At 71.8% G+C, this 14995-nt stretch carries 13 protein-coding genes; 9 read left to right on the top strand and 4 right to left on the bottom strand.

What is annotated here, in order from left to right; genetic code table 11:
- The first annotated feature begins 169 nt into the window (after positions 1-169).
- Together AB0E24_RS25505 and AB0E24_RS25500 are read left to right on the top strand one after the other, a co-directional pair.
- Positions 170-550 (top strand): VOC family protein, encoded by a 381-nt coding sequence (locus AB0E24_RS25505; RefSeq protein WP_069861854.1) that lies wholly within the window; start codon positions 170-172, stop codon positions 548-550.
- Positions 551-869: 319 nt separating this feature from the next.
- On the top strand, positions 870-1874 hold the full coding sequence (locus AB0E24_RS25500; protein ID WP_232636828.1) for a threonine ammonia-lyase: 1005 nt from the start codon (positions 870-872) through the stop codon (positions 1872-1874).
- Positions 1875-1961: 87 nt separating this feature from the next.
- Here the strand turns inward: AB0E24_RS25500 and AB0E24_RS25495 are convergent, their stop codons facing one another.
- On the bottom strand, positions 1962-2558 hold the full coding sequence (locus AB0E24_RS25495; RefSeq protein ID WP_174882205.1) for a TetR/AcrR family transcriptional regulator: 597 nt from the start codon (positions 2556-2558) through the stop codon (positions 1962-1964).
- A gap of 190 nt (positions 2559-2748) precedes the next feature.
- Between AB0E24_RS25495 and AB0E24_RS25490 the strand changes: the two genes are divergently transcribed.
- Entirely contained in the window at positions 2749-3489 is a 741-nt protein-coding gene (locus AB0E24_RS25490) for an NADPH-dependent F420 reductase (protein ID WP_435855298.1), read from the top strand.
- Between the two features lie 373 nt (positions 3490-3862).
- Here AB0E24_RS25490 and AB0E24_RS25485 read toward each other — a convergent pair whose 3' ends face one another.
- The 3 genes from AB0E24_RS25485 to AB0E24_RS25475 all read right to left on the bottom strand — a co-directional run bounded on the left by AB0E24_RS25485 (position 3863) and on the right by AB0E24_RS25475 (position 7601).
- Positions 3863-5284 (bottom strand): sensor histidine kinase, encoded by a 1422-nt coding sequence (locus tag AB0E24_RS25485; RefSeq protein ID WP_359380344.1) that lies wholly within the window; start codon positions 5282-5284, stop codon positions 3863-3865.
- A 137-nt stretch (positions 5285-5421) separates the two neighbouring features.
- Positions 5422-6126, bottom strand: a complete 705-nt coding sequence (locus AB0E24_RS25480; protein WP_079256727.1) for a response regulator transcription factor — start codon at positions 6124-6126, stop codon at positions 5422-5424.
- The gene (locus AB0E24_RS25475; RefSeq protein ID WP_359380225.1) at positions 6123-7601 is read right to left on the bottom strand and encodes an MFS transporter; all 1479 of its coding nucleotides are present in this window, start codon (positions 7599-7601) and stop codon (positions 6123-6125) included. Before AB0E24_RS25475 ends, AB0E24_RS25480 begins: the two co-directional genes overlap by 4 nt.
- 486 nt (positions 7602-8087) lie before the next feature.
- On the opposite strand from AB0E24_RS25475, the gene AB0E24_RS25470 reads away from it, so the two are divergent.
- The 6 genes from AB0E24_RS25470 (at position 8088) to AB0E24_RS25445 (ending at position 14927) form a co-directional block, all read left to right on the top strand.
- A complete protein-coding gene (locus AB0E24_RS25470) occupies positions 8088-9149 on the top strand; it encodes an ABC transporter substrate-binding protein (RefSeq protein ID WP_359380222.1) in 1062 nt (353 codons plus the stop codon).
- A complete protein-coding gene (locus tag AB0E24_RS25465) occupies positions 9146-10048 on the top strand; it encodes an ABC transporter permease (protein ID WP_435865317.1) in 903 nt (300 codons plus the stop codon). The genes AB0E24_RS25470 and AB0E24_RS25465 overlap by 4 nt, the downstream gene beginning before the upstream one ends.
- Entirely contained in the window at positions 10024-10779 is a 756-nt protein-coding gene (locus AB0E24_RS25460) for an ABC transporter ATP-binding protein (protein ID WP_069861868.1), read from the top strand. Before AB0E24_RS25465 ends, AB0E24_RS25460 begins: the two co-directional genes overlap by 25 nt.
- Before the next feature lie 578 nt (positions 10780-11357).
- Entirely contained in the window at positions 11358-12647 is a 1290-nt protein-coding gene (locus AB0E24_RS25455; RefSeq protein ID WP_359380219.1) for an acyl-CoA dehydrogenase family protein, read from the top strand.
- A gap of 2 nt (positions 12648-12649) precedes the next feature.
- Positions 12650-13801 carry an LLM class flavin-dependent oxidoreductase gene (locus tag AB0E24_RS25450; RefSeq protein WP_359380216.1) on the top strand — a complete coding sequence of 384 codons (1152 nt, stop codon included), beginning with the start codon at positions 12650-12652 and terminating at the stop codon, positions 13799-13801.
- A gap of 52 nt (positions 13802-13853) precedes the next feature.
- Positions 13854-14927 carry an LLM class flavin-dependent oxidoreductase gene (locus AB0E24_RS25445; protein WP_359380213.1) on the top strand — a complete coding sequence of 358 codons (1074 nt, stop codon included), beginning with the start codon at positions 13854-13856 and terminating at the stop codon, positions 14925-14927.
- Positions 14928-14995: the final 68 nt, after the last annotated feature.

Raw genomic sequence — 14995 nt, 5'->3', positions numbered from 1 at the left:
GAGTGCGCGGGCGTGGTTGACACGGGTGGTGAGCGGCCGACGAGGGCCCCAAAATCCTTCGCGCCCGCTCGTCCCGCCCGGTACGGTCTCGAGCGTGCCACCGCGGGGAGCCCCGGAGCTCCGCGCGCGGCCGCCCCGGCAGTTCCCACGCTGAGAGTAGGTTTCGTCCATGGCATGTCGTATCAGTGAGCTCGTGCTCGGCTGCCGCGACCCCGAGGTGCTGGCGCGGTTCTGGTGCGAGGTCCTGGACTTCGTAGTGCTCGACCGCGAAGACGACGGCACCCTCGAGATCGGGCCGCGCGAAGGGTTCGGCGGCCCACAGCCGACGATCATCCTCAGCCGCAGGGACGAGCCGGAGCGGGGGAAGCCCCGGCTGCACATCGACGTCAACGCCACCGACCGCGACCAGGGCGCCGAGCTCGAACGGCTTCTGAAGCTGGGGGCGCGCAAGGCCGACATCGGCCAGACCGGCGAGGAGCCCTGGCACGTTCTCGCCGACCCCGAGGGCAATGAGTTCTGCCTGCTCAAGGCCCGCCTCAACCCGCTCTGACGGCCCTGTGACCCCGGTCGGCCCTGCGACCCCGGTCGGCCCTGCGACCCCGGTGCGGCCCTGTGCCCCCGGTGCGGCCCCAGGCCGCACCGGCCCGGGTCGCGGATGGGCCCCCCGGTGGAACGTCACGGGTGGCCGGTGCGTGCCGGGCGGCGGATCGCGGTCACGAATTTCCACGGCTGACGCCGACCCATGCGAGAGGACACCCACCGTTGTCCGACATTGACGCCCGACCCGGGGAGCGGGAGCCGCACAGGCCCGAGCCCCCGGCGCCGTACGGCAATCACCGTCCCCTTGCCCGGTCGGGCGGGGTGGAGCGGTGAGCGCGGCGGCCGTCCCGGACGGCACCGTGCCCGGCTTCGGTATCGACGCGATCCACGAGGCCGCCCGGCGGCTGACCGGACACGTGGTACGCACACCCCTGCTCAACTCGCCGATGCTGGACGAGCTCGTCGGCGCCCGTGTCCTGGTCAAGGCCGAATGCCTCCAGCTGACCGGCTCGTTCAAGGTGCGTGGGGCGCTCAACGCCCTGCTCACCCTGGACGAGGACGCGCGCCGCGCCGGGATCGTGGCCTACTCCGCCGGGAACCACGGGCAGGGTGTGGCCGCCGCGGCGCGGCTCGCCGGCTGCCCCGCGGTCATCGTCATGCCGAACAGCGCCCCCCGTATCAAGGTCGACAACTGCCGCTGGTGGGGCGCCGAGACGGTCCTCTACGACCCGCGGACCGAGGACCGGGAAGAGGTCGCCCGGAAGATCCTTCAGATGCGCGGCATGACGCTCGTCCCGCCCTTCGACGACCCCGGTGTCATGGCCGGGCAGGGCACCGTCGGCCTGGAGATCGCCGAGCAGGCGCGCGAGCTGGGGCTGACCCCGGACACGGTCCTGGTGAATTGCAGTGGCGGCGGTCTGGCCTCCGGTGTGCTCACCGCGCTCAACGATGCGTTCCCCGGCCTGGCGAACCACATCGTCGAACCGGCCGGCTTCGACAAGATGGCCCGGTCCCTCGCGGCCGGACGCGTATGTGCCAACCCCCAGCCGTCGGGCGGCCTGATGGACGCGCTCGCCGGCCCGGTGGCCGGTGCGCGCCCCCTGGCCGTCCTCCGCCACTACGACGTGACCGGCCTGACCGTCACCGACGAGGAAGCCCTGGCCGCCATGGGCGCGGCGCACCGCTTCCTCAAGATCGTGGTCGAGCCGGGCGGCGCCGCGTCCCTGGCGGCGGTGGTGTCCGGGAAGGCGGACGTACGGGACGAGGTCGTGGTGCTCGTGGCGTCGGGCGGCAACGTCGATCCGGAGGTCTACCGCCGGGCCCTGGCGGACTGAAACCACTTCGGGGAGTTGTCTCCGTCCCCGCTCCGCCGATCGTCTGCCCGCACACCATCCGGCTGACGGTGTGATCCGCGGGAGCCGTCAACGCTTCGTCGGCACGAGGGCGTCGAACGCCTCGTCGACCACGCTGCCCAGCCCCTGGCGCCCCTCGATGGCGACCCAGTGCTCCAGGGCGGCCATCAGACACTCCAGAGCCGCCGCGACGCGCGCGTGGAGTACCAGGGGAGGCATATCCCGAGACCCCGAGCTCTCCGTCAGCGTCTCCACCAGGCGCTGACGCCAGCCGGTCTGCTTCTCGTGAAGACGGGCGCACAGCGCCGGAGTCCGCTGCACCAGGTGGAGCAGCGCGAGCCCCTCGGCGGGCTCGCGGGAGAGGAACGCGACGGCTGGTTCGACGGCCCGCCTCAGCGCGGTCCAGTGGTCCTCGTCGGCGGGGCGGGCCCGCAGCGCTTCGGCCATCTGGTCGCCCAGCGGGTCGAAGGTGAAGAGGACCACCTCTTCCTTGCTCCCGAAGTAGCGCAGGAATGTGCTGCGCGACACCCCTGCGGAGGCGGCGAGGTCGTCGAGGGTCACCGCCTCGAAGCTCTCGCGGCTGAAAAGGCCGAGGGCCACCCGGGCCAGCTCTTCACGGATAGCGCTGCGCCCGATGTCGCGGGTCTTCATCCGGGGGACGTCCATCCGCCCATCGTACCCGCCGAGCGCCACTCGCTCGCACAAGGGACACTTCAATGCTCAGTTGACACTCAGTGTCAGAGTAGATAGCAAGTACCTCGGAGCGGAGGCGGTGGCACGGCTGCCCGGTCGGCCCACCGCCCGGGGCGCTCGGACTCATCACCTATCGGACTCATCACCTGTTGGGAGAGAGCACATGACCCAGACCCTTGGACTCATCGGCAGCGGCATGATCGGCGGCACACTGGCCCGCTTCGCCGTCGGGGCCGGATGGAATGTCGTCGTCAGCAACTCACGGGGTCCCGAGACCCTCGGCGAGCTCGTGGCGGAGCTCGGGGAGCGCGCGAAGGCGGCCACCCCTGCCGAAGCGGCAGCCTCCGGCGACCTCGTCGTCGTGAGCATCCCCCTGTTCGCCTACACCCAGCTGCCTCAGGCGGAACTGGCGGGCAAAGTCGTCATCGACACCCTGAACTACTACCCGGATCGGGACGGACGCCTCCCGGAGCTGGATTCCGACGAGCTGACGTCCAGCGAACTCCTTCAGCGCCACTTGACCGGTGCCCGGGTGGTCAAGGCGTTCAACAACATCACCGCCCCGCATCTCTCCTCCCTGGCCCGGCCATCAGGCGCCCCCGACCGCAGCGCACTGCCCATCGCCGGTGATGACGCGGCCGCGAAGAAGGAGGCCGCGGCCCTGCTGGACGCCCTCGGCTACGACGCGGTGGACATCGGCGACCTCACGGAGAGCTGGCGCAGCAGCCCCAACACCGCGCTCTACTGCCTTCCTTACGGGGGAGAGGCGCCGTCCGGTCTGAGTCCGCAGGAACTGCTGCGCTGGTTCCTCGAGACGCCCGGAGCGCCGTTGCCCGCCCACCGGGTCAGGCAACTGGCCGACGAGGCCGTGCGCGGCCCGGCGGGCGGGGCGCTTGTCGACTGACCGGTCCCGTTGGTGAGCGCGGTGGGAGACCGCCTCACGCGCGGAGCTTCCGGGTGCGTCGCCCCGAGCTCGCGTAGCGCGGCCGACACCTCCCGGCGGCCGGTGCTTCCCGCGCGGCCGGGGCCATCCAGGAGACGGCCCCGCCGCGCGCCACACGCATCAGCCGTGGCGGTGGTCACCGGTCGGCGGTCACGGCCTCGGGTGTGTCCGAGGTACCGCGGATGAGGCCCCGACGGATACCGCCCAGCGCTCCCACTCCGCGGTCCGCGCAGGGTGGACCTGGCCATGGCACCCGGTGGCGGCAAAGGGGCGATCCGGGCTTGCTGACAGCGGCCGGGCCGATCCTCCGGTCCTGGTCGGGGCGGACGGGAACTCAGGTGTGCGGTGGGAGCAGGATGCGGAAGGTGGCGCCCTCGTCCGGGGCCGTGCGGACCTCCACCCGGCCGTGGTGGGCCGTGACCAGGGAGGCGACGATCGCGAGGCCGAGGCCCGCGCCGCCACTTCCGGTGCGGCCACGGGCGTCGTCCGCGCGGTAGAAGCGGTCGAAGGCGCGGGCGGCCTGCTCCTTGGACATCCCCGGGCCCTCGTCGTGGAGTTCCAGCACCGCCAGGCCGCCCTCGGTGCCGACGCCGATCCGGACCGGGGTGCCGGGCGCGGTGTGGGCCACCGCGTTGCCGACGAGGTTGGAGGTCACCTGGCGCAGCCGCGCCTCGTCGCCGAGCACCGGCGCGCCCCCCGGCGGCCCGCCGCCGGGGCCGGTGAGCGTCACGGGGCGCCGTGGATCGAGCGCGCGCAGGTCGTGCAGGGCGTCGGCGGCCAGGGTGCGCAGATCCATCGGGGTGAGGTGGAGCGGGAGGTCCGCCGCGCCGGTGTACTCGTCGAGCCGGGCGAGCAGCAGCAGGTCCTCGACCAGCCGGACCAGCCGGGCCGCCTCCCGTTCGATGCGGCTCATCGCGGTGTCGACATCGGTGCGCTCGGGCATGCCGCCCATCCGGTACAGCTCGGTGAACCCCTTGATGCCGAAGAGCGGCGTACGCAGCTCATGGCTGGCGTCCGCGATGAAGCGGCGCATCCGGTCCGTGGCGGCCGCCCGCGCGGCGTCACTCTCCTCGATCCGGTCCAGCATCCCGTTGAGCGCCGCGGCCAGACGGCCCAGCTCGGTACGGGAAGCGGCCAGCTCCGGGACGCGGCTGGACAGATCGCCGTCCGCGATGGCCGCCGCCGTGGTCTCGATCCGGCGCAGCGGGCGCAGCCCGCCACGCACGGCGAACCACCCGGCCACCCCGAGCAGCGCCAGCACCGCCGCGTCGATGAGCAACACCCGGGTGCCGAGCTGCCGGATCGTCCCGTCGACCTGGGCGAGCGACCCGGCCACGACGACACTGGGGCCGTCCGAGGCCCGCGCTCCCCGGCCCTCGTACGGTACGGCGATCACCCGCCATGCCGCGCCGCCGTCGACGGCCGGGACCTCGAAGGGCCGTCGGCCACGTTCGCCGACCGCCGCCGCGTCCAGCCGGGGCAGCGCGGGGGCACTGTGCGCGGCGGGCCGGATGACCCGCTGGACCTGGCCGTTCGAGCCGAGGTACGCGAGATGGACATCGCCGGTCAACTGCTGCTCCACGGTGTCGCGCACCCGCGATGTCCGGTCGTCGGCCATGTCGTCGAGGCCGGTGAGGCGCGCGGCGACCGTGGCGGCGGTGCGGAGCCGGTCGTCCAGCTGATGCACCAGGTCCCGCTGGAGCAGGGCGACGGCCAGGGCGTTGCTGCCGATCAGCGCGACGACGAGCAGCAGCATGGAGATCGCCAGCAGCCGCCCGCGCAGCGAGAGCCGCCCACGCAGTGAGAGCCGCCCACGCAGCGAGAGCCGCCCGCGCAGCGAAACCCGTCCGTGCGGCGAGAGTCGGCCGCGCGGCCCGTGCGCTGGGCTTCCGCTCACCGCCGGGGCCTTCGCAGCACATAGCCGGTGCCGCGCACCGTATGGATCAGCTTCGGTTCGTCCAGATCCACCTTGCGCCGCAGATAGCTGATGTACGAGGTGACGATGGTGTCGTCGCCCCCGAAGTCGTACTGCCACACCAGCTCCAGGAGCTGAGCCTTCGACAGCACCTGCCCGGCGTTCTCCATCAGCACGCGCAGCAGGCTGAACTCGGTCGGGGAGAGCTCCACGGGCCGCCCGCCCCGGCTCACCTGATGGCTGTCGGGGTCCAGTTCCAGATCCCCGACGACCAGCCGCCCATCCGGCTGCCGACCGCTGGTGCGGCGCAGAATGGCCTGGATGCGCAGCACCAGCTCCTCCAGGTTGAACGGCTTGGTGACATAGTCGTCACCGCCCGCCCTGAGCCCGCTGATCCGGTCCTCGGGCGCATCGCGGGCGGTGAGGAACAGCACCGGTGGATGGCCTGCCGCGGCGATGGGACGCTGCCCGCGCAGCCTGCGGACCACCTCGAAGCCGTCGAAGTCGGGCAGCATCACATCCAGCACGATCAGGTCGGGACGCTGCTCCCGGACCGCGGCCAGCGCCTGTGCGCCGGTCGCGACCGGGATCACGGCGAAGCCCGCCAGCCGCAGACTCGCGGAGAGCAGCTCGCGCAGCGTCGGCTCGTCCTCCACCACCAGTAGCCGTTCCGATGCCGTCATCCGTCCTGTCCCCGCCTGATCGTCCGCGTCCCGGCGCGCCGCCGCCGCGTTCGCAGCAGGATGACAGCCACCACGGCGGCGACCATAAAGGCGCTGGCCGCCATCGTGATGTAACGGTGCACGCCCGAGGCCGAGTTCACCGTTTCGCCGTCGACGACCGTGTTGGTGGACTGGAGTACGGCCGAACCCACGAACTTCAGAATCACCGCCCCGATGGCCACCATGACCATCACCATGCTGGACACGACGCCCTGGCGTTCCGGGGACGCGAGAGTCCCCGCCATGTTGAAGCCGGATGTCACGAGCGTGCCCGCCGTGAGACTCAACAGGAAGGAGCACACGACCGCGAGGGGGAGCACGGAGTCCCCGAAGAACATCCCGACGGTGCCCACCGTTCCGATCGCCACTCCGCCCGCCAGTGTGGCGGCCGGCCCGACACGTGTTCCGAGCGCCCCGGCCAGGGTGCCGCCGAGCACGATGCCGATCGCCGGTACGCCGTACAGCAGGCCCAGCGCCCCCGGGGCGGCGACTCCGTATCCGAGGTGCTCATCCGGGGAGACCTTGGCGATGTGGCCGAAGAGCGTCAGCATGCTCTGGTACGCGCCGGTGCCGAACGCGACCAGGAGGAGTGTGAGCGCCAGGGGCCTGCCGAGGTTCCTGATGTCGACCACGGGCTCGGGAATCCGGCTCGCCACCAGGAACCACCTGGCCAGTGCCGCAGCGCCACCGGCGAGGAGGGCCAGCGGGCCAACGGCGAACCAGCCGAACTCCGATCCGAGGCTCACATAGCTGAGCACCGCCGCCAGACCTCCGCCGAGGAGAGCGGCTCCGGCGATGTCGAGCCTGCCCGGTGTGGTGATCGTGGACGGAGGTACGAGGCCGCGCACCAGAACGCCCGCGATGGCCGCGAATACCGCCGACGCGACGAACACACTGCGCCAGCCGAACGCCGAAGCCGTGATGTCGAAGAGGGCGGGCATGACGATGCTGAGGAGCGCGGAGCCGGAGGTCACGATGCCCGTGGCGACCATCGCCATATCCGGTGCGCACATGTCGTGGATGAGGGCGACCGTGAGGAACACGGCTCCCACGGCCGCTCCCTGGAGCAGGCGTCCCAGGATGAACACCCAGAGGTTGGGCGCGACGAGACATACGAGGGCACCCACGAAGGCGGTGATCAGCGTCATGACCAGCACCCTGCGCTTGCCGTGGATATCGGCGCCCTTGCCGAGCAGCGGCGCCCACATCGCCCCCGCCAGCAGCGAGCTGGCGTCGATCCACGCCGATTGATCGGTGCCGAAGTGGTCGAGCATCTCGGGAAGGACGAGAAGTGGTGCCGTGACGACGCTGTCCACCATGGTGTTCACCAGAATCAGGATGGCCACCTGGCCGACGAGCCGTTTGCTCCACCGTGTGTGTTGCCGTCCGCTGCCGAGCAGTCCGGTTCCGGAACCGCCAACGCCGCTGTCCTGCATGAAGCACCCTCCGCCCGCTGAGGACTTGACCCACGCCTCACGGTGCTCCGCTCGTCTGGGACGGATCTGCGCGAGTGTGAGTGCGCCATGTGAACCGGGAGTCCCGTCCGGGGGAAACCGGCGGGCCATGTCGGCGGGCGGGCCGGAAACTCACGGACAACTCTCAGAAAGCGGCCGTCGGCAGCTGCGACAAAAGGCGCCGCTGGATGTAACGCGCACATGGCAGCCGTACGAAGTCGTCATTGCCCCTCTCCGGAAGGGCGAACGCACGCTTGACCCTCCTTTGACACCGTGGATAGCTTCAGCGGCATGCCGATCTCCCCGCGCTTCACGCGGCGGCGCCCCGTCGATCTGATGCGCCTCGACGCCGCGCTGTGTAGCTGAACCCGAGCAGCGAACACACACCTCCCACTCGCGCGCCCCCACCGCGACACCCGTTGATCCCCGTACGCGCCGATGCCGTACGCCCTGCACTCGGGAATCCGTATGCCCAGGCACGCCCCGCTCGCCATGGCCGCTTTGACCTGCACTCTGCTGCTGGCCGGCTGCGCCGAGAACACCACCTCATCGACCACCGCCGACAGTGAGAACGTCGCCCACATCAAGATTCCGGACAAGGTGAAAGCGAGCACCACGATCACGGTCGGCGCCCCGGACATCCAGGTGGCGCTGAAGCTCTCCGGACAGCTCGACAAGCTCCCCTTCAAGGTCAAGTGGGCCAATATCAGCGGCGGACCACAGTGCTCCGAGGCATTTCGCGCGCATGCCCTGGATGTGTGTTCATCGGCGGAGATCCCGTCGATACACGCCCACTGGACCGGCCTTGACACCAAACTCGTGGCCGCGAGGTTCCGCCAGGACCCGCTGAAGCATCCGGTCTATGAACTCGGCATCGCTCCCGGGGCGGACATCGACACCCTCGCGGACCTACGCGGAAAGAAGATCGCCTACAGCCCGGGGCAGGCCCAGGGCGCGCTGGTGCTGCGCATCCTGGCCAAGGCGGGGCTCACCAAGAACGATGTGCGACTGGTCGAACTGCCCAGCACCGGGGATGTGTACCCGACCGCACTCGGCAGCCACCAGGTGGACGCGGCGCCACTGGGCGGCGTCAACATCAAGCGCTATCCGGCGAAGTACGGCAAGGACGGCGGGAAGACCATCCAGCACGGTCTGCGGGACGACCCCGCGCATCTGTGGGCGCCCACCGAGTCCGTGCGGGATCCGCAGAAGGCCGCCGCCGTACGGGAGTTCATCAGGTTCTGGGCGCGGGCCGAGGTCTGGATCGACCGGCACCCCGAGCGGTGGATCGACGGCTACTACGTCAAGGACCAGGGTCTCACCCGCGAGGATGGCGCCTACCTGGTGAAGCAGAACGGCCATCCGGACATCCCGGCCGACTGGACACCGGCCATCGCACGCCAGCAGAAGATGGTGGACCTGCTGGCGAAGGAGACGGGCCAGAAGAAGTTCGACGCGGCCATCCTCTTCGACCGCCGGTACGAGTCGGTCGCCGCCGACGCGATCGCGGAGGCGGGGAAGCCACGGTGAACACGCACACCACGGAATCCACGAACGCCACGAACGCCACGGACACCACGGGCCGACGGCCGGCCCTCGTCAGGGCGGCGAAGGACGACCCGGTGTCCCGGACCGCCCGGCGCGGGCTCGCGCGCCGCCGCCTCGGCCCCGGCCCGCCCATCCCGTACGGCAGGGCGATCGGCCCCGTACTGCTGCTCGCGGTCTGGTCGGCGGGTTCGGCCACCGGCCTCATCGACCCGCGCAACCTGTCCGCCCCCTGGACCGTGGTGACCACGGCAGGTGACCTCATCGCCGACGGCAGGCTCCAGTCCAATGTGTGGACATCCGCCGTGCGGGCGCTGTCCGGTCTGGCGTACGGGGTGACCGCCGGGCTCGTACTGGCGCTGATCGCGGGGCTCAGCAGACTCGGCGAGGGGTTGATCGACGGCCCGGTGCAGATCAAGCGGAGCATTCCCTCGCTCGCGCTCATCCCGCTGCTGATCCTGTGGTTCGGCATCGGGGAGTCCATGAAGGTCATCACGATCGCCCTCGGCGCCCTCGTCCCGATCTACATCCACACCCACAACGCGCTGCGCACCATCGACAGCCGGTATGTGGAACTCGCCGAGACCCTCGGGCTGAGCCGTCCGCGCTTCCTGCTGCACATCGTGCTGCCGGGCGCGCTGCCCGGCTTCCTCCTCGGCATGCGCTTCGCCGTGACCGCGTCCTGGCTGGCCCTGGCCGTGGTCGAACAGGTCAACGCGACCAGCGGGATCGGCTACATGATGGGGCTCGCCCGCACCTACGGACAGACCGACATCATCATCGTCGGGCTCGTCGTGTACGGACTGCTGGGCCTGCTCTCCGACGGACTGGTACGACTCGTGGAGAGGAAGGCCCTGTCATGGCGACGCACACTGGCGGACTGACGGCCACCGTCCCGGAGACCGGCACGGCCGCCGTCCGCATCAGCGGGCTCGTACGGGCCTTCGGCGAGCGCAGGGTGCTGGACGGGCTCGATCTGAGCCTGCGCGCAGGGGAGTTCGTGGCCATGCTGGGCCGCAGCGGCTCCGGCAAGTCGACCCTGCTACGAGCCCTCGCCGGACTCGACCACGACGCCGGTGGCGAGGGCGAACTGAGCGCGCCCGACCATGTGTCGGTGGTCTTCCAGGACGCCCGGCTGCTGCCGTGGAAGCGGGTGCTGGCCAATGTGACGCTGGGGCTCAGCGGCGCGGACGCACAGGAGCGGGCGCGCACGGCGCTCGCCGAGGTCGGCCTGGCCGGGCGGGAGGACGCCTGGCCGGTGGAGCTGTCGGGCGGTGAGCAGCAGCGGGTCTCGCTCGCCCGCTCCCTGGTGCGCGAGCCCCAACTGCTGCTGGCCGACGAGCCGTTCGGCGCGCTGGACGCCCTCACCCGGGCCCGTATGCACACCCTGCTGGCCCGTCTGTACGAGCGCCACCGCCCCGCCGTGCTGCTGGTCACCCACGATGTGGACGAGGCGATCGCACTCGCGGACCGGGTGGTGGTCCTGGACGGGGGCCATATCGCCGCCGACCTCCCCGTGGACCTCGCGGCGCCGCGCAGGCCCGGCACTCCCGAGTACGCGGTGCTGCGCGAACGGCTGCTGGTCCGGCTGGGCGTCGAGGTGCCCTCCGGGTAGGGGCGGCGTTTGTCCGGGAGGCTCGTCAGGGTCGACGACCGACGGCCGACGACTGGCAGCCGATGGCTGACGTGCTGACGAAAGCGCAGGTCGTCGGGGTTCCGCGCAATGAGACACCCAAAGGTGTCCATTGACAGCGGCTGCTGCGGTCACGACCATATGGGGTATGCATTCAACGCATCCGGGCGTGCTCTGCCGCTACGTGGACTTCCTGCGCACCTCCAGCGCCCTCTGTCGCTGAGCGGCGGCCGCACCGTCCCCGGGGGCCCGGCACCCCGTAGGTGACCTCCACCGGCCACCGTTGACTGGCCACCGGATCGGTCCGGAATCGCTCCTCACCTCCCGTTGAACCCGGGGCCATCAGCCGCCCCCGGGTCGACGGAGACCTCCCTCGGGCCCGGCCTCGGGCCGTGTGCGTCCCCTCCGCCGGTGACGGCCCGGCGTCCACCGCGTCCGATGACCGCGTCCGATGACCACGTCCCCGGGGACCGGGCCCCAGGACCGGGCCGGCCATGGGTGCCGCATCCCGTACCCCGCACGTCCACCACCGCCGACGCGACAGCCACTTCGGAGACCCCGTGACCTCCACCACCGACCGGACCCGCCGCCCCACCGCCCTGCCGCCGCCGGACTACGACCGGCTGCCCGCGCTCACCGCGGCGCTCGCCGCCCGCGCCCCCGCACACGACCGTGACGCCTCCTTCCCCACCGAGGGGATCGCCCTGGTCCACGAGGCCGGGCTGCTCACCGCCACCGTCGCCACGCGGTACGGCGGAGCCGGGGCCGGGCTCGCCGACACCGTCCGCATCCTGCGCGCTCTGGGCGCGGGCGACCCGGCCGTGGCCCTGGTGACGGCCATGACGCTGTTCACCCACGCCGCCGAGGTCCGTACGCCCGCCTGGCCGGTCACCGCCTACGCCGATCTGCTGGCCGCGTCGGCCACGCGCCCGGCCCTGGTCAACGCGCTGCGCGTGGAGCCGGAGCTCGGCAGCCCGGTCCGCGGTGGACTGCCCGCCACCACCGCGCGGCGCGACGGCGACCAGTGGCTGCTGACGGGCCGGAAGATCTACTCCACGGGTGCGGTCGGGCTCAGCCGCATGCTGGTCTTCGCGCGCACCGAGCCCGGCGCCGGGGAGCCCGTACGCGTCGGCACCTTCATCGTCCGCGCGGGCAGCCCCGGGCTGACCGTGGAGCCGACCTGGGACCACGTCGGTCTGCGGGCCAGCCGCAGCGACGATGTGGTCCTGGACTCCGTACCGGTGCCGGCCGGCGATGTCATCGGCCTCGCCGAGCCCGGCGACACACCGGGCGCCCGCCCCGACCCGGTGACCGGGGCCTGGAACGCACTCGGCCTGACCGCGCTGTACCTCGGTGTGGCGGGCGCCGCCCGCGACTGGCTGATCGACTTCCTGCATGAGCGGGTGCCCACCGCCCTCGGCGCGCCGCTCGCGACCCTGCCCCGCTTCCAGAGCGCCGTCGGTGAGATCGAGACCGCCCTCATCGGCGCCGACACGCTCGTGGACGCGCTCGCCGCCCGTGTCGACGCGGGCGACCCGGAGGCCGCCGAACGGGCGGGCGCCGCCAAGGTCCTCGGCATCCGCGCCGCCATCACCGCCGTCGACCAGGCCCTCGCGCTCGTCGGGAACCACGGCCTCACGCACGCCAACCCGCTCCAGCGGCACCACCGGGATGTGCTGTGCGGCCGTGTGCACACCCCGCAGGACGACTCCGTCCTCACCGCCACCGGCCGCGCGGCACTGGCCCGCCGATCCGCGCCCGCCGCCTCCGCCACGTCCGCCGCCTCCGCCACGTCCACCGTGTCCACCGCGTCCGCCCCGCCCAACTCGGCCGTCTCGAAAGGCAATTGACCATGTCCGCGCCCTCCTCATCGCCCGCGACGTCGGTCGAGTTCATCGGCATGATCGAGACCCAGGAGGTCTCCGAGACCCGGCCCGCCACCGGCCCCGCGATCGACCCGGACTACACCATCCGCTTCGCCCGCGCCCACGAGGACGCGGGCTTCGACCGGATCCTCATCGGCTACAGCTCCCGCCGGCCCGACGGAACCCAGGTGGCCGCGCATGTGGCGGCCCGCACCGAACGGATCGGGCTGCTCATCGCCCACCGCCCCGGCTTCGTCGCCCCCACCCTCGCCGCCCGGAGCTTCGCCACCCTCGACCGGTTCACCGGCGGCCGCGTCGCCGTGCACACCATCACCGGCGGCAACGACGCCGAGCAGCGCAAGGACGGCGACTACCTGGACAAGGAGGAGCGCTACGACCGCACGGACGAGTACCTGGGCATCCTGCGGCGTGCCTGGTCCTCCGCCGAGCCGTTCGGCCACGAGGGCCGCCACTACCGGTTCGAGGACTACTCCTCCGACGTCCTGCCGCACCGCGCCGCCGGTATCCCGCTGTACTTCGGCGGCTCCTCCGAGGCCGCCTACCGGGTGGGCGGCAAGCACGCCGACACCTTCGCGCTATGGGGCGAACCGCTCGCGGAGACCGCAGAGCAGATCGCCTCCGTACGCGCCGCGGCGGCGGCCGCCGGACGCACCGGGACGCCCGGGATCAGCGTGTCCTTCCGCCCGATCCTGGCGGCCACCGAGGAGCTGGCCTGGGAACGGGCCCACCGCGTCCTGGACACCATCAGGACCGGGACGGGACGCCCGTTCTTCCACCAGCAGAACGGCGAGCGCACACCCGAGAACGCCGGGTCCCGGCGGCTCCTCGCGGCCGCCGCCAGGGCCGACCGCCACGACCGGGCCCTGTGGACCCCCACCGCAAGCGCGACCGGCGCGGGCGGCAACACCACCGCCCTCGTGGGGACCCCGGAGACGGTGGCCCAGGCGCTGCTCGACTATGTGGACATCGGCGCCACCACCCTCCTCATCCGTGGCTACGACCCGCTCGACGACGCCATCGACTACGGCCGCCACCTCATCCCCCTCGTACGCCAGGAACTCGCCCACCGCGCCGTCACCACCCCGTCCGCCCTCACCGCCACGGGAGGCACCCGGTGACCACCAGCAGCGACCGCGGGGTGGCGGGCACCGGGCAGCGAGAGGAAACATCATGAGCCCGGAATTCCTCTGGTACATCCCCAACACCGTCGAACCGGGCCACCGTGGCGACGACACCACATCCGGCTGGGGATCCATCGAATACTCCACCGACCTCGCCCGAACGGCGGAGCGGCACGGCTGGGGCGGCGCTCTGCTCGGCACCGGATGGGGCCGCCCGGACACCTTCACCGTCGCCACCGCGCTGGCCGCCCGGACCACGACGTTCAAGCCCCTGATCGCGATCCGTCCCGGCTACTGGCATCCGGCGAATTTCGCCGGCGCGGCGGCCACGCTCGACCAGCTCAGCCGTGGACGCGTCCTGGTCAACATCGTCAGCGGACTGGACAACCCGGCCGCGTACGGGGACACCACCGTCGAACCCCCCGAACGGTACGCCCGCACTCAGGAGTTCCTGTATCTCCTGCGGCGCCTGTGGACCGAGGAGGACGTCACCTTCCACGGCGAGCACTTCCGGGTCACCGGCTCGACGGTCGCCCCCCGCCCGTACGCCACCGACGGCAGACCCCATCCGACGCTCTACTTCGGCGGCGCCTCCGAGGCCGCCGAACGGGTGTCGGCGGCCGAGGCCGATGTGCAGCTCTTCTGGGGTGAACCACTCGACGGGATCGCCGAACGCGTCGACCGGCTCAAGGCCATGAGCGAGCAGGTGGGCCGCCGGCACAAGCCGCTGGAATTCGGGCTGCGCATCACCACACTGGTGCGCGACACCACCGAGGAGGCGTGGCGCGCGGCCGAGGAGAAGGTCGCGAAGATGGCGGCCGCCAAGGGCGCGGCGACCTGGACGGGAAACCGCAGGAAGGCCGTGGGGCAGCAGCGGCTCCTCGACCTCGCCGAGCGCGGAGAGGTGCTCGACACCTGCCTGTACACCACCCCCGGCAAGGTCGGTGGCGGGGGAGCGGCGACCACCTGGCTGGTCGGCTCGCCCGACGACGTCGCCGAGGCGCTGAACGGCTACCGCAAGCTGGGCATCACCCACTTCGTGCTCTCCGACACCCCGTACAAACCGGAGGTCGCCCGCATCGGTGACCAACTGCTCCACAGGCTGCGGGAACGGGCCGGGTGACCCGTTCCCCGATCGGCCGCCTGAGACAATGGAACGGCAATGGTGTGCGGCGGAGTGCGCCGCGGACG

The organism is Streptomyces malaysiensis subsp. malaysiensis (assembly GCF_040653035.1).
Taxonomy (GTDB): domain Bacteria; phylum Actinomycetota; class Actinomycetes; order Streptomycetales; family Streptomycetaceae; genus Streptomyces; species Streptomyces malaysiensis.
This window is presented reverse-complemented; position numbering and strand designations above follow the sequence as displayed.